Origin of the sequence: Aggregatibacter segnis (assembly GCF_003130075.1) — a bacterium.
Classification (GTDB): Bacteria; Pseudomonadota; Gammaproteobacteria; order Enterobacterales; family Pasteurellaceae; genus Aggregatibacter; species Aggregatibacter segnis_A.
Genome location: NZ_NRCW01000002.1, coordinates 282,457 through 308,188, shown reverse-complemented (window position 1 = coordinate 308,188; position 25,732 = coordinate 282,457). Strand labels below are relative to the sequence as shown.

Genomic DNA, 25,732 nt, shown 5'->3' with positions numbered 1-25,732 from the left:
GTAGGGGATGGAATTATTTGTAATGGAAAGCAGCTGAGTTGTCTATTTAAAATTTGATGGGAAAATGAAATTTTTCTGGATTTATCAGTATAAAATTCTTTTAAAGTTTTAATTTTGGTGTTTTATAAAATTATTTTTATTTTAATTATAAAAAATGCGACTTTATGCCGCATTTTATAAATTTAACAAAATTATATTTTTTGTTTTGATTTTGTGCGCTAGATCACAATTTAGCGTTTTTTAAAGATAAACACGAGTAAGGCAAGTACAGCACCTGTGGTGATAAAACCAAGTAGGCCGGAATAGGTGAAACCGACAACGATATAGCCCGCAATAGTTGCGGTTGCCACGGTAAGAGCATAAGGCAACTGTGAGGTAACGTGATCCATGTGATCACATTTTGCCCCAGTGGAAGACAAGATTGTCGTATCGGATACCGGTGAACAGTGGTCACCGCAAACTGCGCCTGCCATAACGGCGGATAAGCAAGGCAACATAAATTCCACAGAGCCCGGCATCGCGTGAGAAGCAATCGCAGCGGCGATTGGCAACATAATACCGAAGGTTCCCCAGCTGGTGCCCGTGGAGAATGCCATGACGGATGCCAAAATAAATAAGAGCGCAGGTAATAAAGCAAGTGGCAATGTATCGGAAACTAAAGAGGCTAAATAAGCACCGGTTTTCACATCGCTTACTACATTATTAATGGTCCATGCGAAGAATAAAATGAGAATCGCGCCGGACATGGATTTCATACCTACGCCCCATGCTTTGATATATTCGGAGACATTCACCAAACGATCGGCAAAAATACAAAGTGAAGCAATTAATACCGCACTTAAACCACCAGTAACTAATGACACGCCAACGGTGGTATTTTCAAATGCTCCTAAGATGGAGAAAGGTTTTTCATCCGCCGCTAAAGCTTCGTTACCGGTATACATCATTGCGGAAACGGTCACGATAATTAAGGTTAAAATCGGTAGTACAAGATTACGTACATGGCCTTTTATGTCAGAGAGTTGTTCTTCTTCTGTATTTTCAGCTTCCAACGCAAGTTTTTCATGTTGTGCCATCGAGCCAATATCAAAAGAGAAATAGGCAACAAAGAACACCATTAAAATGGAGAAAATGGCATAAAAGTTCATAGCACTCATCGCCATAAATGCGCCAATTGGGGTATAGCCGGTGAGTGAGTAGGTTGCAAATAAGCCTGCGATTAACGTAATAATGTATGCTCCCCAGCTGGACACAGGCATAAGTACACACATCGGCGCGGCAGTAGAGTCGAGAATATAAGCTAATTTAGCGCGAGACACTTTGAATTTATCGGTAATTGGACGAGCAATTGCACCGACGGCTAAACTGTGGAAATAGTCATCAATAAAGGTAATGAAAACTAGTGCTGCGGCAACTAATTTTGCACCACGGCGATCTTTAATGTGTTTTTGCGCCCATTCAGCAAAAGCACGATTACTACCGGACATGCTTAAAAGTGCGGTCAAAATGCCAAGCAATAATAAGAAAAGCAGAATGTTAATGTTGTTGCTATTCAAACCGTCTTCAGTAATGAAAAGGGAAGAAATATTATTTTTTAAATACACTAAGGTATTCAGCGGTTCAAAGTTCGTCAACATGGCGGCACCGACCAGAATACCGACACTTAAAGAAAGGATAACTTTACGCGTAACAATCGCTAATAGCAACGCAAGTAAAGGAGGAAGTATTGACCAAATTGACGATGAATAATCGATGAGTTCCATATGTTGTTCTACCTAAAATTAAGGGAGAACCACTGACTTTAAATATTTAGAATAATCAGAAATGATTTAAAACGGTAGGTAAATAAAGACCTAACCTAACCAGTAGCGCTCCATAGTTGTTATTGACTATGACAGTGACGGTTCTTTCGAAGACGCCACCAACCAGTTAAAACGACTTTTAACTGATTTCGGCAAACGTTCCTTTCCATTTTCTTCATCGTTATCCACTCTGAAAATATACTTATAACGTTTGCACCTCTACGTATGTATAGGACACCACAAGACTACAATAAAAAAAGAGAAATGCCAATAAGGAAATGGCATTTTGTGTGATAAATAAATTTAATAAATTCTGTTTACCTGGGATATTTATTTGTTTATGATAACCCACGGTTTTATATTAGTAACGGATATCGGAGGTAAATTTAATGACTGAAGTGTTAAAGGTTTTAACAAATATTCGTAGTTTACGCGTACTTGCCAAAAATGAATCTTTGGAATTATTAGAAAGTATTTTAGAAAAGTTACAACTGGTTATTTCTGAAAAAAGAGAAGAACTCTTGAAAATTCAACAAGAGGAAAAAGAGCGTCAAGAACGCATTGCTAAATATAAAGATTTATTGAAAAAAGAAGGTATTACCGTCGATGAATTAGCTGAGATTTTAGGTGCGGAAGTTCCTCGTAAGAAGCGAGAAGCACGCCCTGCAAAGTATCAGTATGTTGATGAAAATGGCGTGACAAAAACTTGGACAGGTCAAGGTCGTACGCCAAAAGCGATTCAAATAAAATTAGATAAAGGTCAATCTTTATCCGATTTTGAAATTTAATACTATTTTTAATTATCGAGAGAAGCCCATTTTTATGGGTTTCTTTTTTATTAAGAGGATAATATGGTTGAAAATAAAATATTATTGACGGATTGTCCTGATGATAAAGGACTTATTTCTAAGATCACAAATATTTGTTATAAGCATCAATTAAATATTGTGCATAATAATGAATTTGTTGATTTTGAAACCAAACATTTTTTTATGCGCACGGAACTACAAGGGATTTTTAATGAAGAAACCTTGTTGGCCGATTTGGCACTGAGTTTACCTGAAGGGACAAATTGCCGTCTCATCAGTGCAAAACGTAAACGAATTGTGATTTTAGTGACGAAAGAGGCGCATTGTTTAGGTGATATTTTGATGAAAAATTACTATGGTGGTCTTGATGTAGAGATTGCTGCGGTGATTGGAAATCATGATTCATTGCGTACGTTGGCAGAGCGTTTTGATGTACCGTTTTTCTGCATTAGTCATCAAGATTTAACCCGTGAAGAACACGATCAGTTGCTCGCTGAAAAAATTGACGAATTTGCACCGGATTACATTGTGCTTGCAAAATATATGCGCGTGCTAAATCCAAAATTTGTGGCTCGTTATCCTAATCGAGTTATTAATATTCACCACTCATTCTTACCGGCATTTATTGGTGCGAAACCTTATCAACAGGCTTATGAACGCGGCGTGAAAATTATTGGTGCAACAGCGCATTTTATTAATAATGAGTTGGATCAAGGACCGATTATTATGCAGAATGTGATCAATATTGACCATACTTATAGCGCGGAAGCCATGATGAAAGCCGGTCGTGATGTAGAAAAAACAGTATTGAGCCGAGCTTTAGATTTGGCATTGCACGATCGTATTTTCGTTTATAAAAATAAAACGATCGTTTTATAGACCGCACTTTAATTGCTACAATAAGCACCATTCTGATTTAAGCCACCTTTCCGCCAAAAATCGAGGAAAGGTGGATTTTTTATTAATGATGATTTAAGGCTTGAAAAGTAAAGCTTAAGCCTTCATATACAACGACATTACAAAATATAAGACAGGTTATGGGCAAGAAAAAACGCTCAGCGAGTTCTACTCGCTGGTTAAACGAACATTTTAAAGATCCTTTTGTACAAAAAGCGCATAAACAAAAACTGCGTTCCCGTGCATATTTCAAACTTGATGAAATCCAGCAAACAGACCGTTTATTTAAACCGGGTATGACAGTGGTCGATCTTGGTGCCGCTCCGGGGGGTTGGTCGCAGTATGTCGTCAGCCAAATTGGTCGGAATGGACGCGTTATCGCATGCGATATTTTGGAGATGGATCCCATTGTAGGGGTTGATTTCCTACAAGGGGATTTCCGCGATGAAAATGTCCTGAGTACTTTGCTAGAACGCGTTGGTGAAGAAAAAGTCGATGTGGTGATGTCTGATATGGCGCCTAATTTCAGTGGAATGCCATCAGTGGATATTCCACGTGCAATGTATTTGGTCGAGCTTGCATTGGATATGTGCAAACAGGTGTTGGCAAACAAAGGCAGTTTTGTTGTAAAAGTTTTTCAGGGTGAAGGTTTTGATGAATACTTAAAAGAGATTCGTTCTCTCTTTAGTGTAGTAAAAGTTCGGAAACCTGAGGCCTCTCGAGATCGCTCTCGGGAAGTTTATATCGTTGCAAGTGGCTATAAGTTTTAATGGGTTAAGTAACAAAGAAAGACAATCAATTTGATAACTTTAACTTTCGAAACAAATATAGTAACCTTGCAACATTTTATTAACTTTATAAGTATGGGGTAATGCCTTGAACGATATGGTAAAAAATTTAATTCTTTGGGTTGTTGTTGCTGTTGTCATGATGACGGCATATCAAAGTTTTAATTCGACTTCTACCGGCAGTGTAACGGACTATACAACTTTTATTACTGATGTTGAAAATAGTCAGGTGCGTCAGGCTAAGTTTGAAGACAATGAAATTTTAGTTACCAAAGCAGACGGTTCTAGATATACGACAGTCATTCCTTTAGAAGATAAAAACTTACTGAATGATTTATTAAATAAAAAAGTCAAAGTAGAAGGCACACCTCCGGAAAGAAGAGGATTATTATCTCAAATCTTGATTGCTTGGTTCCCGATGTTGTTATTAATCGGCGTCTGGGTTTTCTTCATGCGTCAAATGCAAGGCGGTGGCGGTAAAGCCATGAGCTTTGGTAAAAGCCGCGCGCGTATGATGACACAAGAGCAAATCAAAACCACTTTTGCCGATGTAGCCGGTTGTGATGAAGCAAAAGAAGAAGTGGCTGAAATCGTTGACTTCTTACGTGAACCGAAAAAATTCCAAAATTTAGGCGGTAAAATTCCAAAAGGGATTTTAATGGTGGGGCCTCCAGGTACCGGTAAAACGTTATTGGCAAAAGCGATTGCCGGTGAAGCGAAAGTGCCTTTCTTCACGATTTCCGGTTCTGACTTTGTTGAAATGTTTGTGGGGGTCGGGGCTTCTCGTGTGCGCGATATGTTTGAACAAGCGAAGAAAAATGCGCCTTGTTTGATTTTTATCGATGAAATCGATGCCGTTGGTCGCCAACGTGGTGCTGGGCTTGGTGGTGGTCATGATGAACGTGAGCAAACCTTGAACCAAATGTTGGTTGAAATGGATGGATTTGAAGGTAATGAAGGCGTTATCGTGATTGCTGCAACTAACCGTCCTGATGTTCTCGACCCTGCATTAACCCGCCCGGGACGTTTCGACCGTCAAGTTGTGGTTGGATTGCCTGATGTGAAAGGTCGTGAGCAAATTCTTAAAGTTCACATGCGAAAAGTGCCTGTTGGGCCGGATGTTGATGCAATGACCCTTGCGCGTGGTACGCCGGGTTATTCCGGTGCGGATTTGGCAAACTTGGTGAATGAAGCAGCGTTATTTGCTGCACGTACCAATAAACGTATCGTTACGATGGTTGAGTTTGAAAAAGCCAAAGACAAAATCAACATGGGACCTGAACGCCGCACTATGATCATGACCGATAAGCAAAAAGAGTCGACTGCATATCATGAAGCGGGTCATGCCATTGTCGGTTATTTGGTGCCGGAACACGATCCAGTGCATAAAGTAACAATTATTCCACGCGGACGTGCTTTAGGTGTAACGTTCTTCTTACCGGAAGGCGACCAAGTGAGCATCAGTCAAAAACAATTGGAAAGTAAACTTTCTACGTTGTATGCAGGGCGTTTAGCAGAAGACTTGATTTACGGCGAAGAAAATATTTCGACAGGTGCTTCTAACGATATTAAAGTGGCAACTAATATTGCTCGTAACATGGTTACCCAATGGGGTTTCTCCGATAAACTTGGCCCGATTCTTTACACTGAGGATGACGGGGAAGTGTTCTTGGGACGTTCCATGGCGAAAGCAAAACACATGTCTGATGAAACTGCGCATGTGATCGATGAGGAAGTGCGTGCGATTGTGAGTCGTAACTATGAACGTGCGAGACAAATTCTGATCGACAATATGGATATTTTACACGCCATGAAAGATGCATTAGTAAAATATGAAACCATTGAAGAAGAGCAAATTAAACAGTTGATGAATCGCCAACCGGTTACACCACCAGCTGGCTGGGAAGAACCGAAGGGCACTAATAGCGCTGAGCCTCAACAGCCAAAAGCTGAAGAGCCTAAAGCAGCAGAGACTCAACAGGTTGAAAGTGCGGTAGAAAAAAACGACGATTCTGCCTCCTCTGATAACTAAACAAAAAAGCCTTTTCGGTTCGCCGCAAAGGCTTTATTATTGCAACCCGCTTCTTTAAGCGGGTTTATTTTTTGGAGTCAAAATGGAACATCATATCGAAGATTTAATTCATATTTTTAATCAATGTTTTGAACAAGAATACAACACCAAATTAGTCAAAGGCGGGGATGAGCCATTGTATGTTCCTGCAAATGAGGATTGCCCTTACAATGCCATTTATTTTGCGCGTGGTTTTTACAGCAGTGGATTACATGAAATCGCCCACTGGTTGGTTGCCGGTAAAGAACGCCGTAAATTAGAAGATTTTGGCTATTGGTATGAACCTGATGGACGTAGCGAAGAGCAACAACGTTTATTTGAAAAAGTGGAAGTCAAACCGCAAGCATTAGAATGGATTTTGGCAACCTCTGCCGGTTTTCGTTATTTTGCTAGCGCTGATAATCTCAATGGGCAACCTGGAGATACTCAACCATTCAAACAGGCGGTCTATGAACAAGTGAAGCTCTATGCGGAAAAAGGTTTACCAAAACGGGCTGAAACTTTGCGACAAGCATTAGTTAAGTTTTACGGCACGGAAGACGGTATTGATCTAACGAAATTTGATGTGACAAGAATTTAGTTTAGAACGTAAAAGTGCGGTCATAAAATCTAACAAATTTTGTGACCGCACTTGATGTTTATTGTCGTGCTAATCGCAGGTTTTGTGGCAACGCTTCAAAGTTTGAGCGATATGGATTGATATCTAATCCACCTCGACGAGTATAGCGCGCATATACCGTCAGCTTTTCCGGTTTTGCATATTGCATGAGGTCACAGAAAATACGCTCAACGCATTGCTCGTGGAATTCGTTATGTTGACGGAAAGAAATAATGTAGCGTAATAACTGCTCACGATTAATTTGTTTACCTACATAATGAATCTGCAAGCTCCCCCAATCCGGCTGTTGGGTAATAAGGCAGTTGGATTTGAGCAAATGGCTAACTAAAGTCTCTTCGACCACATTATCCCCAGTACAATTTTTCAGCAAGTCAGCGTTAAATGCATAATCCTGAATTTCAATATCTAACTCATCAATACATTCGCCTGATAGGGCAACAATAGGCTGTGCCGTATAGTCTGCCAGCGAATTTAATTGCACCTTGACTTTGCCTTTGGCGCAATCTTGTAAATCCTGTTGCAAAATGTGCTGTACTTCGGACGGATCAGCAAATTTTGTTTGGTTAAAACTGTTTAAATAGAGTTTAAAACTTTTCGATTCGATTAAATTTTCACTGCGAAAATCAATTTGTACATCGGCGATAGCCACTTGTGGCACGCCTTTGAGGTTGAGCCATGAAATTTCATATGCAGTCCAAATATCGGCACCGATGGAAAAGGGCTGCGTTTGTGTAATGCCCAACGTGTCGCGATTGAGATGGCGTGGAACCGGTTGTAATAAAGTGCGGTCATATTTTTCCGCATATTGAGTTTGCTGACCGAGTTTTAAGGCGTTCAGGCTGGGATCTTGATAATGCATAGTTTTCCTTATTGCCAATGCCATGAGAGATTTGAAACGAGGCGGCAATGATCACATTTAAAATAGAGGAAGTCAAAAAGCGGTTGGCTTAATGTCCAGTTTCGTTTACACAACGGGCAGCAAGATTGCAATTCTGCCTCGCGGTTTTCCCCACCAATACGATACAAATAATAGTAAGTAGGAATGCCGCTGTGGCGCGCAATTTCCTGTGCTAAATGATAGCCATGCTTAAACAACGTGCTTTTTGTGTCGGTAATTTGTGCCAAGGCGGATTCTTCTAACACAGAACCATTCATTTGCAACTGATCGCAAGCTTGCCAATTTTCCTGCCATTTAATCAAATCCATCGCCAAGTGCGGTATGTTTTTTAGTTGTTTATACAATGGAATCGGCTGCAAAGTATTACCGCTTTGTAGCGGCGAGCAAGATTGCAAATAAGTGGTGTAGAGCAGTTGCCAAGAAGGTGGTTCTGTCGCAGTGATTTCTGAATTGAGATCTTCTGCCACAATCTGAAAACTCTCAAAAAACACACCGCACTTTTCTGCTGCCTGCATGGCTTTATCCACCGAGAAATTATTAAATTCCGCTAAAAGGGAGGTTTGTTCCGGGCAGGTAACGCGTACGGCTAACCCCGTTTGATTTTCCTGTTGGGCGACAAATTGTGGAATTTCACGTCCGATAATTTGCCCATTGTAGCGCCATTGTTCAATTATTTGATTCACGCAATGACTTTGTTTTTCCAAGGAAAATTGCTCGGTTTGTAGAGAGAAAAAGGCTTCGATTAGATACATAGACGGTAACGCTAAAGTTGAAAGGGCGAATTTTACACTAAATTTGCCATGGCTGGCGCAAAAACGCGAAATCTTCTACAATGAGCCGTTTTTTACGAGGTCTTTTTTATGTATCAACAAACCCGATTACATTTACAAAATTTACAGCAAATTATGGAGCGTTTAGCGTTGTGGCAAACGATGCCGCCACAAGAAGAGGCGTTTTTGAGCGATCAGCCTTTTGCGTTAGATGCCATGAGTCCGACAGAATGGCTGCAATGGATTTTTATTCCGCGCATGTATGCACTTTTGGAAAGCCAGGCACCGTTGCCAAGCCAAATCGCGATCAGCCCTTATTTGGAAGAAGCGCTAAAAGAAGAGGCGTATTTGGCGGAATTACTACGCCCGATCATTGAAATCGAAGAATTGCTGCAACAACAATGACGCTAGAGATTTTATATCAAGACGAGCATATAGTGGCGGTGAATAAACCGGCAGGTATGTTGGTTCATCGTAGCTGGTTGGATCGTCATGAAACTCAATTTGTGATGCAAACCTTACGCGATCAGATCGGACAATTAGTTTATCCCATACATCGCTTAGATAGACCAACATCCGGTGTGTTATTATTTGCGTTAAACAGTGAAACAGCAAATTTGTTATGCCATCAATTTGAGCAAAAACAAACGGAAAAAGAATATTTGGCCGTGGTTCGTGGTTATGTGACAGGGCAGGGCGAAATTGATTATCCGTTGAAAGTTCAATTGGATAAAATTGCTGATAAATTTGCTCAACAGGATAAAGAACCTCAAAGTGCGGTGACGTTTTACAATGGATTGAAAACCGTTGAAATGCCTTATGGCGTAGGGCGCTATGCCACTTCTCGTTATTCATTGGTTCGCTTAATACCGAAAACCGGGCGTAAACATCAGCTTCGTCGTCATATGAAACATATTTTTCATCCGATTTTAGGTGATACGCAGTACGGCGATTTACACCAAAATCGAGCTTTGACAGAGCACACGGGGTGTTCTCGTTTAATGTTACATGCGGAAAAATTAACTTTTGTTCATCCGGTCACGCAACAGCCAATAACGCTTCAGGCAGGGTTAGATGAGCAATGGCAAAATTTAATGCAGATTTTTCAATGGTAAAAAATACGTAAAAAAACGACCGCACTTTTATGTAAATAATAAAGGATAGAAAATGTTAGAGAATGATTTACTTAATTTAACTCACGAACAGCAACAACGTGCCGTTGAAAAAATTCAAGAATTAATGTCGCAAGGTGTAGGAAGTGGTGAAGCCATTGCCTTAGTGGCAAAACAGTTACGAGAACAAAATACACAAAAACAAAATAAAAATGAATAAAATGAGAAATTATAAAAGCTGAAGGGATTTTGCTGATTAATTTTTGTTATTTTTTGTGATCTCGGTTTGATTTTGAAACTTTTGTTATTGCGTGATAGGGAAATTTATTTAAATATAAATGCCAACATATCAAGGTGATAGGGCAATTGTCTTATTGAAGTAAACGTAGTTCTAAAAGGACAAAAACCATAAGAGGTTTAAATTATGGAAGTTGGTGTTGTTAAATGGTTTAATAATGCAAAAGGATTTGGCTTTATTTCTGCAGAAGGCAGTGATACCGATATTTTTGCACATTATTCTGTGATCGAAATGGATGGATATCGCTCATTAAAAGCGGGACAAAAAGTTCAGTTTGAAGTGATTCACGGTGACAAAGGTTCACACGCAACAAAAATTATTCCGGTAGCAGAATAATAAAGATTTCCTTATTTAGTCATTGAAATAAAGACAAGCCCAATTGGACTTGTCTTTTTTTATTTGAGTAAATCTTTTAATCCGGCTTTCATTGCCGACATTTGATTTTCATATAATGCTTTTTTCTCTCGTTCATCAATCATATACATAATTGTTTCCGAGAGCGTCATTTTCATTTTGCGGGAATATTTTGATAAACGAAGCCAAACCGCATATTCCAAATCAATGGATTTTTTCTTTGTAGATTGTTTTTCACCGTTGAAGAAGCGCTTTCTTCTGGCACGAATGGCTTGGTCCATTTTAATCACCAATTCAGGGGCTAAATGCGCTTTTATCCATTCTTCAATTTTTTGCGGATAGTTTTGGCAACCGATGAGTTGTTTAACAATGTCTTCTTGCAAACTTTTTTCTGTATAGCGTGTAACATTTTCACCTTCACGGGCTTTCTTTGTTAAATACACCCATTTCCAGTGAGCTTCTTGGTTTTCTAACTTTTGATATTTCATAAGAATTCTATTTAGTGACGTGGTAACTCTGTCACTATACGCTGTTTATAGGTGTTTTTCTAGCAGATTTTTAAGCGATGCGAAGAAAGACGGGAAGAAATGTGCGATAATGCGCGCAAATTAAATAGACAACACAGAGATTAATGTGACTTTATCTTCTTTATCTAATACTACATTGCCTTGGCAGGCCTTACGTCCGGAATTGACGGTGACCGACATTCCTTCACAACCTCAGGATTTTTTTGCTTTACAGCCTCGTGCCAGTAAAGCCGTTCGGCATTTCATTCGAAATTCACACCGCACTTTATTGGTGCTGAAAGCGGATGATCAAGCGGAATATGCCTCTTTATTGGAAGGTTTTATTCAAAAACACCAACCTGAAATGGGCGTGTATGGTGTGCAATATCACGTAGAACAAGGGGATTCTTTCTCTTTTCCGCGTGTTTATGCTGAGCCTGCACAATCGCTAGAAGATAATTTTGCAGCCAAAAAAAGCGCTGCTACGGCGTTATATTTTGATCAGTTCCAGTTGTTCGGTTCGCTTAAAGTGCACGCATCTTCTCATGATATTCAACTTCACGCCGGATTGGTTCACCAGCTGAATAACGGCGTGCTGATTGTGACTGCGAGCGCATTATTGGCACAATTTGATTTATGGCAACGTTTGAAACAGATTTTAACGACCGGTATGTTTGATTGGTATTCGGCACATCCATTTAAAACATTGCCTTGCGATATTCCGAGTTACCCTTTGTCATTGAAAGTGATTGTGCTAGGTAATCGCACGGAATTAGCGGCTTTAGAAGAGTTGGAAGAAGAACTCTATCATTTAGCAGATTATGCGGAAATTGAAAGCTATTGCAGCGTAGAAACAGCAGAGCAACAACAGCAATGGATGCGTTATGTGCAATGGGTTGCACAACAAAATCAGTTACCAGGGTTGGATTTAAGCGGTTTTAATAAACTGTATCAATTATTGGTGCGTGATAGTGAAAATCGCCATTTAATTAATGTATCGCCACTTAAATTAAAAATGATGCTCACAGAGACCGCACTTTTAGCGGAATCTAATCCACTCAGCGCGGTGGATTTTGAACGTTATTTTCAACATAAAACGGCACAATTTGGTTTTTTGCGCGAGCAAACTTACGATGGCATTTTACAGGAACAAATTTATGTCGCGACTGAAGGCGAGATGGTCGGGCAGATTAACGGTCTGTCGGTCATTGAATATCCGGGCACGCCATTGTCTTTCGGTGAGCCTTCGCGAATTAGTTGTATCGTGCAATTTGGTGATGGCGAAATTGTGGATGTGGAGCGTAAAAACGAATTGGCAGGTAACATTCACAGCAAAGGCATTATGATTGCGGAAGCCTGCTTGGCCAATGTTCTTGAATTGCCGTCACAGTTGCCTTTTTCCGCTTCTTTAGTATTCGAGCAATCTTATGGTGAAATTGATGGCGATAGTGCCTCTTTGGCGAGTTTTTGCGTCTTATTAAGTGCCTTGTCTTCTTTGCCATTGCCGCAATCTATTGCCATTACCGGCGCAATCGATCAATTTGGATTAGTCCATGCTGTGGGCGGTGTGAATGATAAAATTGAAGGTTTCTTTACCATTTGCCAACGTCGTGGACTCACAGGTAAGCAAGGCGTGATGATTCCAAGTGCGGTGCTAAATCAGCTCAGTTTGTCGGAGGCGGTAGTCAGTGCAGTGAAAAATCAGGAGTTTTTTATTTACCTAGTAGAGACGGTGGATCAAGCCTGTGAGATTTTGTTGCAGCGGGATTTGGTGGAACAAGAAAATAAAACTTACGATTTTGATTCCTTGCCGTTATCTCGTTTGATTCACCAACGTATTGATCAATATTCTGACCAGCAATCTCATAAATTAGGTTTATGGGATCTGTTCTTCGGGAGAAAAAATCGCTAAATCAAAATAGCCATCAAAAATTAACTGATCGGACAAGTTTGGCGTACAAGTGTTAGCTATTTTAAATGACGGAATGCTTTGCTAGAATCCAACCCGCATTCAACATTACGTTGTTTAACCATATTTTATAGGATGATTAATAATGAACACTTGTACTCCAAACATTAAAGACAGTTACACTTACGAAGATTTATTGGCTTCTGGACGTGGCGAATTGTTTGGCAAAGAAGGCCCGCAATTACCGGCTCCGACCATGTTAATGATGGATCGTATTGTAAAAATGACCGAAGATGGCGGTACTTTTGGCAAAGGCTATATTGAAGCTGAATTAGATATTCATCCTGATTTACCTTTCTTTGCGTGTCACTTCATCGGCGATCCGGTGATGCCAGGTTGCTTAGGCTTAGATGCTATGTGGCAATTAGTTGGCTTCTTCCTTGGTTGGGTTGGTGGCAAAGGCAAAGGACGTGCTTTAGGCGTTGGCGAAGTGAAATTTACTGGGCAAATCCTACCAAGTGCGAAAAAAGTCGTTTATCGTATCAACATGAAACGTGTGATTAACCGTAAATTAGTCATGGGCATGGCAGACGGCGAAGTGGAAGTGGATGGTCGTGTGATCTACACCGCAACCGATTTGAAAGTTGGTCTTTTCCAAGATACGTCAAGTTTCTAATTCACCATTTCTAAAAACACTGAAATTTTTGACCGCACTTTTCTAGCAAGGAAAGTGCGGTTTGTTTTTGCAATGTTTTTATCTTTATAATGAATTGGTTAATTTTTTTGCAGTCATCCATGCAATCAAATAAAAAACTTGTTTTAGCCTAAAAAGGTAGCTATTATTAGCGCACTTTTCACTGCGACTGTAGCTCAGTTGGTTAGAGCACCACCTTGACATGGTGGGGGTCACTGGTTCGAGTCCAGCCAGTCGCACCATCTTTTCTTCCTCTATTTTTCTTCGTTATCATCTCATTTTTTATTTTTCTAAACCCGTCGCAGTCTTTCTGATCTTTTGCTAGAATCAGCGGGAAAAACACCTTTCTTATAACCTTGTTTTTCATCGTTTTTATTTTGTCTCTGATTGGAAATTACAATGAAAAATCAATCTTTTCTACAACAATTCTTTAAATTAAAAGAAAAAGGAACCTCCTCCCAAACGGAAATTATTGCCGGAATCACCACTTTTTTCACCATGGTGTATATCGTTTTCGTGAACCCATCGGTATTGGGGGATGCGGGTATGGATAAGCAAGTTGTTTTTGTTACCACTTGTTTAATCGCAGGCTTCGGTACGATTGCCATGGGGTTATTCAGTAACTTGCCTATCGCGTTAGCGCCGGCAATGGGCTTGAATGCCTTCTTTGCTTATGTAGTGGTCGGTAAACTTGGCTATTCTTGGCAAGTAGGGATGGGCACCATTTTCTGGGGTTCTGTCGGCTTATTGCTATTAACCATTTTCCAAATTCGTTATTGGCTGATGGCATCTATTCCGCTCAGTTTGCGGGTAGGCATTGGTGCCGGTATCGGTTTCTTTATCGCCTTAATCGGTTTCAAAAATATGGGGCTGGTGGTTGCAAATCCGGCAACCTTAGTGGCTTTAGGCGATCTACACAGTCCGCAAGTGTTATTGGGTATCCTTGGTTTCTTTATTATCGTGGTGTTGGCAGCACGCAATATTTATTCCGGCGTGTTAATTTCTATCGCCACGGTGACCGCACTTGCATTGTATTTTGACGAAAGCGTGATGTTCCATGGCATCGTTTCCATGCCGCCGGCATTAACTCAAGTGGTTGGCCAAGTGGATATTGCCGGTGCCTTGGATACGGCACTTATTGGCATCATCTTCTCTTTCTTATTAGTGAACTTATTTGACTCTTCCGGCACCTTGCTCGGTGTCACAGACAAAGCCGGGTTCAGCGATGAAAAAGGGCGTTTTCCGAAAATGAAACAAGCCTTATATGTTGATAGTGCAAGCGCCGTTGTCGGATCTTATATCGGTACTTCTGCGATCAGTACTTACATTGAAAGTGGTGCAGGCGTGTCTGTCGGTGGACGTACCGGTATGACGGCGGTTGTTGTAGGGTTATTGTTTTTACTGACGATTTTCTTCTCACCATTGGCCGGCATGGTGCCTGCTTATGCCACTGCGGGTGCATTGGTTTATGTGGGTATTTTGATGGCATCCAGCTTAATTAAAGTGCAATGGGACGACTTAACAGAAGCGACTCCTGCCTTTATTACCGCGGCGATGATGCCATTTACATACTCCATCACAGAAGGAATCGCTTTTGGCTTCATCAGCTATTGTGTGATGAAACTCGGAACAGGGCGTTGGCGCGAAGTTAACGCACCGGTTTGGGTGGTTTCTTTATTATTCTTAATTAAATTTATCTGGGTAGGTTAATGATGATGCAAAAACTTCTTTTTATTTTAAATGAATCGCCATATGGCACAGAAAAAAGCTTCAACGCATTGCGTTTAGCCGTGAATTTGCAGGAAGAACATGGCAAGGAAGTTGAAATTAAAGTGTTCTGTTTTGGTGATTCGGTGTTAAGCGGCATTGCTGGTCAGCACCCAAATGAAGGTTCTAACGTACAACAAGTGATGGAAATTTTGGTAGCTCAAGGTGCGGAAGTTAAACTTTGCACAAGTTGTACCAAAGCGCGCGGTTTATTTGAAGCCAAATTAATTGACGGCGTTACTCGCGGCACCTTAGACGATGTTTCCAAATGGACGATATGGGCAGATAAAGTCGTTAATTTCTAACGAGCGTATTGGGCGGATTCGGTTCCGCCCTTATTTTATTCAAAATTTTTCATTCGCGTAATCTTAACCATGCAACAACTCAATCCGATTTCTATCCCGTTAAATGCTGTTAGTCTAATTGAAGCCTCTGCCGGTACGGGCAAAACCTATACCATGGGTTCCCTTTATTTGCGCCTATTATTACAGGCAGGGGAAAATACGTTTCCCTATGCGTTGAACGTCGAGCAAATTTTGGTAGTGACCTTTACCGAAATGGCGACAGAGGAGCTGAAACGCAAAATTCGAGAACGTATTTACGATGCCAAACAAAAATTGACGGCTTATCAGCAGACACAGGATTCGGCAGTATTTGGACAGGATGATTTTTTACGCGAATTGGTTGCTAGCATCACTGATTTATCGCTTGCCATTCAACGCCTGACTTTGGCGGAACAAAATATGGATTTGGCAGCGATTTATACCATTCATGGTTTCTGTCGCCGAATGCTGATGCAATACGCCTTCAATTCAGGCGTTCATTTCAATCTAGAATTGACTGGCGAAGAAGACGAGCTGTTGTTGCGCTTGGCGCAAAAAATTTGGCGTGAGCATTTTTATTCACAGCCTTATGCGGTTGCCGAGTTTATTCAGAAGAATTTGGTTTCGCCAAACAATATCGTTAAAAACATTAAAAAATTTGCTGGAAAAGAATTAAAGCTCCCGGAAAAACGACCGCACTTTTTTGATGGATCTTCCGAGGAATTTCTTTCAAAAATTGATGATTATTTTTATGACATAGAAGATAAAGAGCAAAGATTAAAAAATTTATGGAAAGACAAATCTCAAGAAATTAGTGATTTGATTGATGCCGAACTTCAAAAAGCAATCCCAAAAGACTACAAAAAAATTAATCCTAATAGTTTTAGAAAAGACCATAAATCTAAATGGTTTACGTTGATTGACAAATGGGCTGAAGAACCAGAGTCTCCTCAACCCAATTGTTTAAAAAATTTTAGCCAAAGCGAAATAAATAAGCAGGCGGGAAGTAAATGTGAAGAATTTTTAACTCATGTAGTATTTGAGGAAATTGATGAATTACATCAATGGAAGGTTTCTTTCGTTAAAGCCCTAATGTTCCATTTTTTGAAAGTGTTGAATACCCAATTAGCAGAATACAAACTCAACCATAGCGAAAAAAGTTTTCATGATTTATTGCGCTTGTTAAAAGAGGCTTTGTGTCATCCGAATAATACTGAATTTGCGCAGTTGATTCGTTATCAATACCCGTTTGCCATGATTGATGAATTTCAAGATACGGATGCGGTGCAGTATCAGATTTTTTCTAAGGTGTATGTAGAGCCACAGCGATTAGAACCGGTGACTGATAACGGCTTTATTATGATCGGCGACCCAAAGCAGGCGATTTATAAATTCCGTGGCGCAGACATTTTTACTTACTTTAAAGCGGCTGATGAAGCACAGTACCGTTTCAATCTAGGAAAAAATTACCGCTCTCACCAAGATGTTGTGCAATGTGTCAATCACTTGTTTGATTTTCACGAACCGCCTCCGTTTTTATATGAAAAGATTCCATTCTTGCCGGTTGAATCTAAAGACGATCATCCGAAATTTTGGTTAAACGGTGAAGTGGAACCTGCCGTGCGGTTTTATGTGGATGAATCCTCTGTAAAAGAGAATATGGCAAAAGCCTGTGCCATTTCTATCCAACATTGGTTGCAAAGTGCGGTGGAAAATAACGCTGATTTTCGTTCCGATGAAAAAGGCGTCGAAAAAACGTTAAAACCGGAAAGTATTGCCGTATTGGTGCGTAGTCGCAAAGAAGCTGATTTGGTGAAAAACGAATTACGTCGCCTTGGCATTGCCTCCGTGTATTTGTCAGAAAATAGCAATGTGTTTGATAGTAAAGCAGCAAAGGATCTGTTGTTGATTTTACGGGCCTGTCTTAATCCGTTTTCCGAACGCAATATTTTAAATGCTGTTGCAACGGCGATTTTTTCGCAAACGGCTGCAGATATTCAGCGTATTCGTTTAGACGAAAGCCGTTGGGAATATTGGGTAGAAAAATTTATTCATTATCAAAAAACCTGGCAAAAACAAGGTGTATTGGTGATGTTGCACCAGTTGTTCCTACAAGAAAAAATCACTGAAAAATTGTATCCCACTGTGGATGGTAAACGCCTGGTGACGGATTTATTGCATTTAGCGGAATTATTGCAAGAAGCCGCAACGTTGAACGAAAGTGAAGCCGCATTGTTACGTTGGTTTGAAAAGCAAATTCAAGGGGAAGATCGTCAAAATGAACAACAAGTGCGGTTAGAAAGCGAGTTGCAGTTGGTCAAAATTGTTACGATTCATAAATCCAAAGGGTTGGAATACGATTTAGTTTGGTTGCCGTTTATTGGTTATGCCTCCAAATTTAGGCCTGAACACATTTCTACTTATTATGACCAAGAGTGGAAGGCGGTGCTGTGGGATATTGATAGTTCTCATGAGAAGGATGTAAAACAAGAGGATTTTGCCGAACAACTTCGTTTACTCTATGTGGCGCTGACCCGAGCGAAATATCAGTTGAATATCGGTGTACCGAAAACCTTTGAGGAAAAGTGGAGTGCCTTGTTATATGTGCTCACTCAAGGGGAAATTCAAACGAATGAGAAGCCGACAGCCTACGATAGCTTACCGTTATTGAGAAAGTTGGTTCATGATGCCTCAGAGGGAAGTATGCAGATTTCTGAAACCACGGCATTAAAAGCGCTAGATGCACTAATGCAGTCGGAGACTCAAGTGCCATTAAACGCGGCAACATTTACCGGTCATATTGAACAAAACTGGACGGTGACCAGTTTCAGTGCCATTGAGGCAATTCATCAAAATAAAAAATACTATAAAGAACAACTGGCGGCAGAAAGTGCGGTCGCTTTTGAACCTGTTTTTGATGGTGGCAAAGATTACGATTTTAATGAACAAGCAACAGAAACAATGCTTGAAAGCGCTAGTCATGAATCTGCCTATCCTTTCGGTTATTCGCCTTTCGATTTCCCGCACGGGATTAAAATCGGTACAGCGTTGCACCGTTTCTTAGAAAAATATGATTTTAGCCAACCGTTAAGCGAAGACAAGGTAGAAAAACTCTGCCAATGGCTACAGTTAGATGAAACGTGGTTGCCATCCTTACAACAATGGATGAAGGCTATTTTAGATACGCCATTAAGTGCGGATGATTCAACGTTAAAGCTGAGCAATTTGTCTCGCCATCAATGCGTCAAAGAAATGCAGTTTTATTTAAAACTCAATCGGGTATTTGATGTGCCGGCATTTAATCGCGCGTTGCAAAAACATCACCATTTACCATCGGAAGCGCTGCAATTTGATGCGATTAAAGGTATGTTACGCGGTTTTATGGATTTGGTTTTCTGCCATAACGGTAAATATTATTTGGTAGATTACAAATCGAATTTCCTGGGTGTCGAGCCGCAAAATTACGTTGGCAAAAGCCTTGAGCAAGCCATGCTGGCAAACCATTACGACTGGCAATATTTATTTTACACATTGGCACTACATCGTTATTTGCAACAACGTGATGCAAACTATCACTACGAAACCCATTTTGGCGGTGTGTTTTATTGTTTTTTACGCGGCATGAACGGGGAAAATCAGGACGGTGTGTTTTTTGATAAACCGGATTATGCGTTAATTCAAGCCTTGGAGAATTTGTTCTGATGTTAACTTTATTATCTCAACTCAAAGAAAAAGGCATTATTAACGCCGCCGACTATTATTTTGCCGAGTTTATTCATCGTAAACAGCAACCGTTTAATTATGCGCCATCTGTGCAAAACTTGGCGGTACTGATAGCGGCATTGTGTAATTTTAATTACCGTCAAGGCAACACCTGTCTTTTGTTGAACCAAGCCACTGAACAGGATTTATTCGGTTTACAGGATTATTTCAACGAACGTATTTATTTGACAGAAATTCAGCAAAAAATTGATTATTTGCCGATTTCACAATGGCAATCTACCTTGCAAAAGGTACAACACATCGCCTTTACTGATTCGCCATTACAGCAAATCGCGCCTTTGGTGTTGCAGTTTAATTGCTTGTATTTTTACCGTGTTTGGCAGGACGAATTTCGAATTGCCGATTACTTCAAAAGTGCGGTCTGTTTTGAGCCTGTTTTTTCAAAGGGACAACTCACACAAATTGCCTCGATTCTCGATCGCTATTTTCAGGAAGAGCAGGGCATTGATTGGCAGAAAATCGCTGTTGCCATGGCGTTACGTCAGCGTTTTTGTTTAATTACCGGCGGGCCGGGAACGGGGAAAACAACAACCGTAACCAAGTTGCTTTTAACCTTGCAAGAACTGCATCAAAACGGCTTACGTATTAAATTGGTTGCGCCAACAGGTAAAGCCGCAGCGCGTTTAACGGAATCTATTGTGGATGCCGTGGAACGTTTAAAACAGATATTTGCACAGGAACCAAGTAAGCGGGAAATCATCGAAAATTTGCACATTCCGATGAACGCAGAAACGATCCATCGTTTGCTTGGTGTGCGTTTTTTCAGTGAAGAAACCCGTTATCACGCCGAGAATCCATTGCCGTTAGATGTGTTGGTGGTGGATGAGGCGTCCATGATCGATCTCACCTTAATGGCTAAATTACTTAATGCCCTCAAACCGGAAACCAAACTGATTTTGTTGGGTGATAAAGACCAACTTGCTTCCGTAGAAGCCGGTGCTATTTTGGGCGAATTAGGGCGTTTTGTGAATGCGGCAAAACCGACATACAGCTCGTCGATGGCGCAATATTTACAGGCAACAACAGGGATGACATTGCCATCAGAAGATAAGATAAACGCCATTAGCGACAGTATTTGTTATTTACAAGTCAGTCGCCGTTTTGGGGCGAATCCGGAAGTGGGTGAGTTGGCAACGACCGTGAATTTAGGCAATGCGGTGAAGAGTTGGCAGTTATTGCAACAATATCAGCAACATCAAGATAAGCATTGTGGTGTGTACTTAACGGATTTTGCGCATTATTTGAGTAATAAAGACGACGTGCAACAGCGTAAAGCTTGTGTGAAATTGATTGTCGATCGTGCTGCGGAAGAATACGCGCGCTATTTGCAACAAATTCCGTCCGATGGCGTTCTTCAGGAAGATAAAGTGCGGTCAATTTTTGCTGCGTTTAATCATATCCGTTTTTTAACCGCATTACGCGTAGGGGAGTTTGGTGTCGAGCAGTTAAATTTGGCTATCGCGGAAAAATTGCGTCAAAAACGGTTGTTGCAATTTCATCAGGAACGGGAATGGTATATCGGCAAGCCGATTATGGTGACGCAAAATGACAGCGGTGTCGGCTTGTATAACGGCGACATCGGCATTTATTTAGGCCATGGGCGCGTGTGGTTTGAACAAGGACAAAATAGCTACAAAACGGTGCTGGCAAGCCGTGTGCCGAATCATGAGACTGCCTTTGTCATGACCGTGCATAAATCTCAAGGCTCCGAATTTCCACATACGTTCCTGATTTTACCGTTGGAGAATAGCCCGGTTTTATCCAAAGAGCTGGTTTACACGGGAATCACCCGCACTAAAGATTTCCTCACGGTGTTTGCATTGCAAAGTGTGTGGGAAAGTGCGGTGAAAAATCCGGTGCAACGCCAGAGCGGATTAGGGCAGTTATTAGAAGAATAAAGGAAAATACATGACAAAATGGGATGAGCGTTATCAAACGGAAGAATACATTTTCGGCACGGAACCCAATGAGTTTATCGCCAGAATTCAGCCTTACTTGCCAACCTCGGGAAGAGCCTTAGATCTTGCCACGGGAGAAGGGCGTAATGGCATCTTTTTAGCCCGTCACGGATTAGAAACGGAGGGCGTGGATCTCTCTCAAGTGGGATTGCGAAAAGCGCAAGCGTTAGCACATCGTTATCAGGTGCCATTCACAACGAGATTGGCAAATATTGCCGAAATGACAATGCCCACGGCGCATTATGCCGTGATTACGTCTGTTTTTTGTCATTTTATGGAACCAGAACGAACCCAAATCATGCAACGTATTGTGAATGCCTTGCAACCGGGCGGCTTGTTTGCCGGCGTCTTTTATCATCCTGATCAACTTCGTTATGGCACCGGCGGGCCTAGTCACGTTGAAATGCTCGGCACCTTAGCGGAGATGCAACAAGCATTATTGGGGCTGGAATGGCTATTGGCAGAGCATGATGTGCGAGAAATGAATGAAGGCAGCCGTCATGTTGGCGCCAGTTCCGTGATTTGTCTTTTAGGGCGCAAACCCTAGATTTTTTATTTGACGGTGAAGAACAAAAAGACAAAGTGCGGTCAAAATTTATCCTATTTTTCCTGTAAAACCGTTAGCTTTTCGCTGAAATTTTCTGTATAATCGTCCGACCCTGTAAATGCTGCGGATTCCCACCGCACATTAATTTTGTCGAGATCGCACTCGAAGGGGTGAAGATTAAGATAACTGGTTGTGCTTTTTTAAGCACTGGGTATTAATATTATTATATTGGTAATTAATTAATGAAAACTTTTGTAGCAAAACCAGAAACGGTTAAACGCGACTGGTATGTAGTAGATGCGACAGGTAAAACTTTAGGTCGTTTGGCGACTGAATTAGCGCGTCGTCTTCGTGGTAAACATAAAGCTGAATATACTCCGCACGTTGACACAGGTGATTACATCATCGTTATCAACGCGGACAAAGTTGCTGTAACCGGTAACAAAGACAGCGATAAAATTTACTACTGGCACACAGGCTATGTAGGCGGTATCAAACAAGCGACTTTCAAAGAAATGATCGCACGCCGTCCTGAAGCAGTGATTGAAATTGCGGTTAAAGGTATGTTGCCAAAAGGTCCATTAGGCCGCGCAATGTTCCGTAAATTAAAAGTGTACGCAGGTGCTGAACACCAACACGCTGCACAACAACCACAAGTATTAGATATTTAATCACGAGGTTTTAGGATATGGCAGAGAATCAAAACTACGGCACAGGTCGCCGCAAAAGCTCTTCAGCTCGTGTATTTATCAAACCGGGCAATGGTAAGATTGTTATCAACCAACGCGAATTAGACGTTTATTTCGGTCGCGAAACTGCTCGCATGGTAGTTCGTCAACCGTTAGAATTGGTTGAATTAACTGATAAATTAGACCTATACATCACTGTTAAAGGTGGTGGTATTTCCGGTCAAGCGGGTGCAATCCGTCATGGTATTACCCGTGCATTGATGGAATACGATGAAACCCTACGCCCAGCACTTCGTGCAGCAGGCTTCGTCACTCGTGACGCACGTCGCGTTGAACGTAAAAAAGTGGGTTTACACAAAGCACGTCGTCGTCCACAATACTCCAAACGTTAATTTTTTATTTTCGTTTTACAAAAATGGCAACCGAAAAAGGTTGCCATTTTTTTATGTCGTTCCAAGCAATTAAGAAGGCGTAACTTTAAGCATGGATAAATGATTTTACGAGGTTGAACCTCCCGTTTTTAGTGGGGATTTCTTATAGTCCATTGGGGATCAAACAAAGTACACAAGGGAAATTAAGAAGTACAATGGGGATCAAGCTCAGTCTTGTTGTACATAATGACTTCCCGTCACGCCTAGGCTATTTTTATGCCTAAGCTGCATAAAGTTTAAGTGAAAAAGGTTTTTTGTCTTTGTCTCTACTGATTTTACGGCGAATACAATCAAAAAGATTGAATTGAGAAAAGTAGTCACTTATCTCAACGCCAAGCTGGAATAAAAAGTGTGGTGGGTTTTTCCAACGTTTTTTTCAACATTCCTTCATTTGATAAAAATAATAAGGGTCGGTTTTAACCGACCCTTTTGCTTAGAAATCAAATGACGCGTTGAATGAGAATGTGCGCGGTGCGCCGGATACAAGGTAGCCTTGACCCGGATAGCCGCCGGCGGATTCCCAGTATTTTTTATTCGCCAAATTGTCAATGCGGGCGCGCAAGGTTACCGGCGTGTTGCCCAACATCACGATATAGCGTGCGCCGACATCCACGCGCGTCCAGTCGCCCACTTTAAGCGTGTTTTGCGCATTGGCGTAGCTGGATCCGGTGTAAGTCAGGCGAGATTCTAAGGTTAAACCTTGCAATGCCGGAACGTCCCATTCTGCGCCGAGGTTGGCTTGGAATTTCGGTACGCCGATAGTGTATTTGCCGTCCGTATCGGCAGAACCAGTGTTGCGTTGTTTAGCGTGTAAGAAAGTGGCGCCGCCTAACAAGCGTACATTGTCGGTTACTTGACCGTACACATTGATTTCAGCGCCGTTGTGACGATCTTTCCCTTTTTCGCTGAAAATCAGATTTTCATCTACATAACCGCGCGGTTTTTCCGTTGAGAACAAGGCTAAACTTGCGCCGAAACCGCTTTGCGATTCATATTTCACGCCAATTTCTTTCTGTTTGGAAACGTACGGGCTGAGCATATCACCTTGGTTGCGTGCGGTTGACGGTGCGGTTTCGCCTTGCGCCAAACTTTCAATATAGTTAGCATACGCGGATATTTCCGGCGTGAAACGGTAAACTACGCCGAGGCTTGGGCTGACGTGCACTTCTTTATAACGTTGATTCAACGCGCCGGTATTATAAGCGAAGTTTTGCGTATAAAGCTGTTGCCAACGTGCGCCAAGGGTAACTTGTAAAGTTTTATCCAAGAACGATAGCGTATCGGCAAGCGCCACGCTGTTTAAGACAACGCGGTCGGTCAATGCCGGCGAAGCAAGATCGTTACCTTTTAGCGCATTGGCGGAATAGCTAATGCCGTTAATGTAAGTCGGACGATATAAATTGGTGGCAAAAGTATTCTGCCAGTCCATGACATAGGCATTTTTGCGTTTTTCCTGATAACGATTAGCGGCAAGCACAACTCCATGATCTACCGCACCGGTTGCAAAGGAACCTTTTACGCCCACTTCGCCAGTATGGATAATATTGCGACGCGCATTGTCAAAACGATATTCCGTGCCGTCACCGTTTACGTCTCGTACGGTAAGGTTGGCTAATACGTTTTCTTCTTTACCGTCGCGGAAACCGTAAGCGGCATAGCCGGTTAAGTTCGGTAGGAAATCATATTCCGCCCGCACGGTACCGAATACGTCGCGTTCGTCGGAATAAGTCCAGCGTTGCGCCCAGTTTGAGGTGGCTTTTGGTGCCGCCGGTACGCTGCTGACACCGGATAAGGTGATGCTTGGGCGTGTGCCGCTCAGATTATTTTTTTGATAGCCTAAGTCGGCGGATACGCGAGCTTGTTCACCTTTCCAGTCCAAGCCGAGGTGGAACATGGTATTACGCGCATTGTCGTGATCAATTTCGCTTTCGCCTTCCGTATGCGCCACATTTAAACGCACGCCGAATTCTTTGTTATCACCAAAACGACGGGAAATATCCGCGCCGACGTTGGTGCGTTCACTGGAACTGTAACCGATGTTTAAACGGTTTAAATCTTCTTGCGGTGCACGTTTCGGCATTAAGGCAATCGTGCCGCCGATAGAGCCGCCTCCCGGCGCCATGCCGTTTAAGAATGCCGACGCGCCGCGTTGCACATCAACCCGCTCGAACATTTCGGAGGCGATATATTGGCGCGGTAATAAGCCGTATAAGCCGTTATATAAAATGTCATCGGAGTTGGTAATGAAACCGCGCATAAAATAGGCTTCCTGAAAATTACCAAAGCCGCGCGCCACCCGAACGGTCGGATCGTTTTTGAGCACGTCCGCCACGCTGCGGGCTTGTTTGTCCTGAATGAATTTATTGGTGTAGCTGGTCGTCGAGTACGGATTTTCCAAATTGGCTTTGTTGCCTAAAATACCGACACGGCTTCCGGCGGCAACCTGTCCGCCGGCAAATTCTTTGCTTAAGCCGTCATAGGAAGCGTCCGCACTGATTTCGATCGCCTCCAATTGTTCGCTTTGGGTTGATTCTTGCGCATAAGCGAAATTAAGCGCAAAAAGCACTGCACTTGCGATCGTGGTGCACATAAAGGTTTTTTGCATAAAAATGCTCCTAAATAAAAGTTAAATTGCGTAGTCGTCAAACTACATTTACATTTTCGGCAAGCCGCGTTGTGTGTTTGGCGCAGAACGGGTTTACCATAA

General features: G+C 41.7%; 23 protein-coding genes, 1 tRNA gene and 1 riboswitch. Of the genes, 19 read left to right on the top strand and 5 right to left on the bottom strand.

Annotation, left to right across the window (positions count from 1 at the left end; translation table 11 throughout):
- Positions 1-230: 230 nt before the first annotated feature.
- Positions 231-1,763, bottom strand: coding sequence for a Na+/H+ antiporter NhaC family protein (locus tag DK415_RS03345; protein WP_109432458.1), 1,533 nt, complete (start codon positions 1,761-1,763; stop codon positions 231-233).
- 95 nt (positions 1,764-1,858) lie between these two features.
- Positions 1,859-2,032, bottom strand: a riboswitch (Lysine riboswitch).
- 159 nt (positions 2,033-2,191) lie between these two features.
- Here DK415_RS03345 and DK415_RS03340 point away from each other — a divergent pair.
- From DK415_RS03340 to DK415_RS03320, 5 genes are all read left to right on the top strand, one after another.
- On the top strand, positions 2,192-2,590 hold the full coding sequence (locus tag DK415_RS03340) for an H-NS family histone-like protein (RefSeq protein WP_109432457.1): 399 nt from the start codon (positions 2,192-2,194) through the stop codon (positions 2,588-2,590).
- A gap of 63 nt (positions 2,591-2,653) precedes the next feature.
- A complete protein-coding gene (gene purU, locus DK415_RS03335; protein WP_109432456.1) occupies positions 2,654-3,490 on the top strand; it encodes a formyltetrahydrofolate deformylase in 837 nt (278 codons plus the stop codon).
- Between the two features lie 158 nt (positions 3,491-3,648).
- A complete protein-coding gene (gene rlmE / locus DK415_RS03330) occupies positions 3,649-4,278 on the top strand; it encodes a 23S rRNA (uridine(2552)-2'-O)-methyltransferase RlmE (protein ID WP_006718370.1) in 630 nt (209 codons plus the stop codon).
- 115 nt (positions 4,279-4,393) lie between these two features.
- A complete protein-coding gene (ftsH, locus tag DK415_RS03325; RefSeq protein ID WP_109432455.1) occupies positions 4,394-6,328 on the top strand; it encodes an ATP-dependent zinc metalloprotease FtsH in 1,935 nt (644 codons plus the stop codon).
- Positions 6,329-6,410: 82 nt separating this feature from the next.
- Complete coding sequence (locus tag DK415_RS03320; RefSeq protein ID WP_109432454.1) at positions 6,411-6,947, top strand: elongation factor P hydroxylase; 537 nt, start codon at positions 6,411-6,413, stop codon at positions 6,945-6,947.
- Positions 6,948-7,005: 58 nt separating this feature from the next.
- Here DK415_RS03320 and queF read toward each other — a convergent pair whose 3' ends face one another.
- Both queF and DK415_RS03310 read right to left on the bottom strand, forming a co-directional pair.
- Positions 7,006-7,845: an NADPH-dependent 7-cyano-7-deazaguanine reductase QueF gene (gene queF / locus DK415_RS03315; protein ID WP_109432453.1), complete on the bottom strand. Its 840-nt coding sequence runs from the start codon at positions 7,843-7,845 to the stop codon at positions 7,006-7,008.
- A gap of 8 nt (positions 7,846-7,853) precedes the next feature.
- On the bottom strand, positions 7,854-8,636 hold the full coding sequence (locus DK415_RS03310; RefSeq protein ID WP_109432452.1) for a Zn-ribbon-containing protein: 783 nt from the start codon (positions 8,634-8,636) through the stop codon (positions 7,854-7,856).
- Between the two features lie 108 nt (positions 8,637-8,744).
- Here DK415_RS03310 and DK415_RS03305 point away from each other — a divergent pair, with 108 nt between their 5' ends.
- From DK415_RS03305 to cspD, 4 genes are all read left to right on the top strand, one after another.
- Positions 8,745-9,059, top strand: a complete 315-nt coding sequence (locus DK415_RS03305; RefSeq protein WP_109432451.1) for a YqcC family protein — start codon at positions 8,745-8,747, stop codon at positions 9,057-9,059.
- Positions 9,056-9,769 (top strand): tRNA pseudouridine(65) synthase TruC, encoded by a 714-nt coding sequence (gene truC / locus DK415_RS03300; RefSeq protein WP_109432450.1) that lies wholly within the window; start codon positions 9,056-9,058, stop codon positions 9,767-9,769. The genes DK415_RS03305 and truC overlap by 4 nt, the downstream gene beginning before the upstream one ends.
- A 52-nt stretch (positions 9,770-9,821) precedes the next feature.
- Positions 9,822-9,986 carry a YoaH family protein gene (locus tag DK415_RS03295; protein WP_109432449.1) on the top strand — a complete coding sequence of 55 codons (165 nt, stop codon included), beginning with the start codon at positions 9,822-9,824 and terminating at the stop codon, positions 9,984-9,986.
- A gap of 204 nt (positions 9,987-10,190) precedes the next feature.
- Positions 10,191-10,400, top strand: a complete 210-nt coding sequence (cspD, locus tag DK415_RS03290) for a cold shock domain-containing protein CspD (RefSeq protein ID WP_109128629.1) — start codon at positions 10,191-10,193, stop codon at positions 10,398-10,400.
- A gap of 59 nt (positions 10,401-10,459) precedes the next feature.
- Here cspD and matP read toward each other — a convergent pair whose 3' ends face one another.
- Entirely contained in the window at positions 10,460-10,906 is a 447-nt protein-coding gene (matP, locus tag DK415_RS03285) for a macrodomain Ter protein MatP (RefSeq protein ID WP_109432448.1), read from the bottom strand.
- A 145-nt stretch (positions 10,907-11,051) separates the two neighbouring features.
- Between matP and DK415_RS03280 the strand changes: the two genes are divergently transcribed.
- The 10 genes from DK415_RS03280 (at position 11,052) to rpsI (ending at position 22,986) form a co-directional block, all read left to right on the top strand.
- Complete coding sequence (locus DK415_RS03280) at positions 11,052-12,836, top strand: AAA family ATPase (RefSeq protein ID WP_109432447.1); 1,785 nt, start codon at positions 11,052-11,054, stop codon at positions 12,834-12,836.
- 142 nt (positions 12,837-12,978) lie between these two features.
- The gene (fabA, locus tag DK415_RS03275; protein ID WP_006718349.1) at positions 12,979-13,509 is read left to right on the top strand and encodes a bifunctional 3-hydroxydecanoyl-ACP dehydratase/trans-2-decenoyl-ACP isomerase; all 531 of its coding nucleotides are present in this window, start codon (positions 12,979-12,981) and stop codon (positions 13,507-13,509) included.
- Between the two features lie 183 nt (positions 13,510-13,692).
- Positions 13,693-13,769 (top strand) — tRNA-Val (locus DK415_RS03270).
- A 157-nt stretch (positions 13,770-13,926) separates the two neighbouring features.
- A complete protein-coding gene (locus tag DK415_RS03265) occupies positions 13,927-15,237 on the top strand; it encodes an NCS2 family permease (protein ID WP_109432446.1) in 1,311 nt (436 codons plus the stop codon).
- A gap of 5 nt (positions 15,238-15,242) precedes the next feature.
- Positions 15,243-15,599: a DsrE/DsrF/TusD sulfur relay family protein gene (locus DK415_RS03260; RefSeq protein WP_109432541.1), complete on the top strand. Its 357-nt coding sequence runs from the start codon at positions 15,243-15,245 to the stop codon at positions 15,597-15,599.
- Between the two features lie 69 nt (positions 15,600-15,668).
- Positions 15,669-19,319 (top strand): exodeoxyribonuclease V subunit beta, encoded by a 3,651-nt coding sequence (recB, locus tag DK415_RS03255; RefSeq protein ID WP_109432445.1) that lies wholly within the window; start codon positions 15,669-15,671, stop codon positions 19,317-19,319.
- Positions 19,319-21,298, top strand: a complete 1,980-nt coding sequence (recD, locus tag DK415_RS03250; RefSeq protein WP_109432444.1) for an exodeoxyribonuclease V subunit alpha — start codon at positions 19,319-19,321, stop codon at positions 21,296-21,298. Before recB ends, recD begins: the two co-directional genes overlap by 1 nt.
- A 10-nt stretch (positions 21,299-21,308) precedes the next feature.
- Positions 21,309-21,905, top strand: a complete 597-nt coding sequence (locus tag DK415_RS03245; RefSeq protein WP_109432443.1) for a class I SAM-dependent methyltransferase — start codon at positions 21,309-21,311, stop codon at positions 21,903-21,905.
- 242 nt (positions 21,906-22,147) lie between these two features.
- On the top strand, positions 22,148-22,576 hold the full coding sequence (rplM, locus tag DK415_RS03240; RefSeq protein ID WP_006718336.1) for a 50S ribosomal protein L13: 429 nt from the start codon (positions 22,148-22,150) through the stop codon (positions 22,574-22,576).
- 17 nt (positions 22,577-22,593) lie between these two features.
- Positions 22,594-22,986 carry a 30S ribosomal protein S9 gene (gene rpsI, locus DK415_RS03235; RefSeq protein WP_006718334.1) on the top strand — a complete coding sequence of 131 codons (393 nt, stop codon included), beginning with the start codon at positions 22,594-22,596 and terminating at the stop codon, positions 22,984-22,986.
- A 472-nt stretch (positions 22,987-23,458) separates the two neighbouring features.
- Here the strand turns inward: rpsI and DK415_RS03230 are convergent, their stop codons facing one another.
- Positions 23,459-25,630 carry a TonB-dependent receptor gene (locus DK415_RS03230; protein ID WP_109432442.1) on the bottom strand — a complete coding sequence of 724 codons (2,172 nt, stop codon included), beginning with the start codon at positions 25,628-25,630 and terminating at the stop codon, positions 23,459-23,461.
- Positions 25,631-25,732 lie beyond the last annotated feature (102 nt).

Bases quoted from the DNA above. Each gene is read 5' to 3' on its own strand.
- DK415_RS03305 (WP_109432451.1), top strand. From the start codon at position 8,745: ATGTATCAACAAACCCGATTACATTTACAAAATTTACAGCAAATTATG.
- DK415_RS03265 (WP_109432446.1), top strand. From the start codon at position 13,927: ATGAAAAATCAATCTTTTCTACAACAATTCTTTAAATTAAAAGAAAAA.
- DK415_RS03310 (WP_109432452.1), bottom strand. From the start codon at position 8,636: ATGTATCTAATCGAAGCCTTTTTCTCTCTACAAACCGAGCAATTTTCC.
- fabA (WP_006718349.1), top strand. From the start codon at position 12,979: ATGAACACTTGTACTCCAAACATTAAAGACAGTTACACTTACGAAGAT.
- DK415_RS03245 (WP_109432443.1), top strand. From the start codon at position 21,309: ATGACAAAATGGGATGAGCGTTATCAAACGGAAGAATACATTTTCGGC.
- DK415_RS03230 (WP_109432442.1), bottom strand. From the start codon at position 25,630: ATGCAAAAAACCTTTATGTGCACCACGATCGCAAGTGCAGTGCTTTTT.
- DK415_RS03320 (WP_109432454.1), top strand. From the start codon at position 6,411: ATGGAACATCATATCGAAGATTTAATTCATATTTTTAATCAATGTTTT.
- rlmE (WP_006718370.1), top strand. From the start codon at position 3,649: ATGGGCAAGAAAAAACGCTCAGCGAGTTCTACTCGCTGGTTAAACGAA.
- DK415_RS03340 (WP_109432457.1), top strand. From the start codon at position 2,192: ATGACTGAAGTGTTAAAGGTTTTAACAAATATTCGTAGTTTACGCGTA.
- truC (WP_109432450.1), top strand. From the start codon at position 9,056: ATGACGCTAGAGATTTTATATCAAGACGAGCATATAGTGGCGGTGAAT.
- recB (WP_109432445.1), top strand. From the start codon at position 15,669: ATGCAACAACTCAATCCGATTTCTATCCCGTTAAATGCTGTTAGTCTA.
- matP (WP_109432448.1), bottom strand. From the start codon at position 10,906: ATGAAATATCAAAAGTTAGAAAACCAAGAAGCTCACTGGAAATGGGTG.
- rplM (WP_006718336.1), top strand. From the start codon at position 22,148: ATGAAAACTTTTGTAGCAAAACCAGAAACGGTTAAACGCGACTGGTAT.
- queF (WP_109432453.1), bottom strand. From the start codon at position 7,845: ATGCATTATCAAGATCCCAGCCTGAACGCCTTAAAACTCGGTCAGCAA.
- DK415_RS03345 (WP_109432458.1), bottom strand. From the start codon at position 1,763: ATGGAACTCATCGATTATTCATCGTCAATTTGGTCAATACTTCCTCCT.
- DK415_RS03260 (WP_109432541.1), top strand. From the start codon at position 15,243: ATGCAAAAACTTCTTTTTATTTTAAATGAATCGCCATATGGCACAGAA.
- rpsI (WP_006718334.1), top strand. From the start codon at position 22,594: ATGGCAGAGAATCAAAACTACGGCACAGGTCGCCGCAAAAGCTCTTCA.
- recD (WP_109432444.1), top strand. From the start codon at position 19,319: ATGTTAACTTTATTATCTCAACTCAAAGAAAAAGGCATTATTAACGCC.
- purU (WP_109432456.1), top strand. From the start codon at position 2,654: ATGGTTGAAAATAAAATATTATTGACGGATTGTCCTGATGATAAAGGA.
- ftsH (WP_109432455.1), top strand. From the start codon at position 4,394: ATGGTAAAAAATTTAATTCTTTGGGTTGTTGTTGCTGTTGTCATGATG.
- cspD (WP_109128629.1), top strand. From the start codon at position 10,191: ATGGAAGTTGGTGTTGTTAAATGGTTTAATAATGCAAAAGGATTTGGC.
- DK415_RS03295 (WP_109432449.1), top strand. From the start codon at position 9,822: ATGTTAGAGAATGATTTACTTAATTTAACTCACGAACAGCAACAACGT.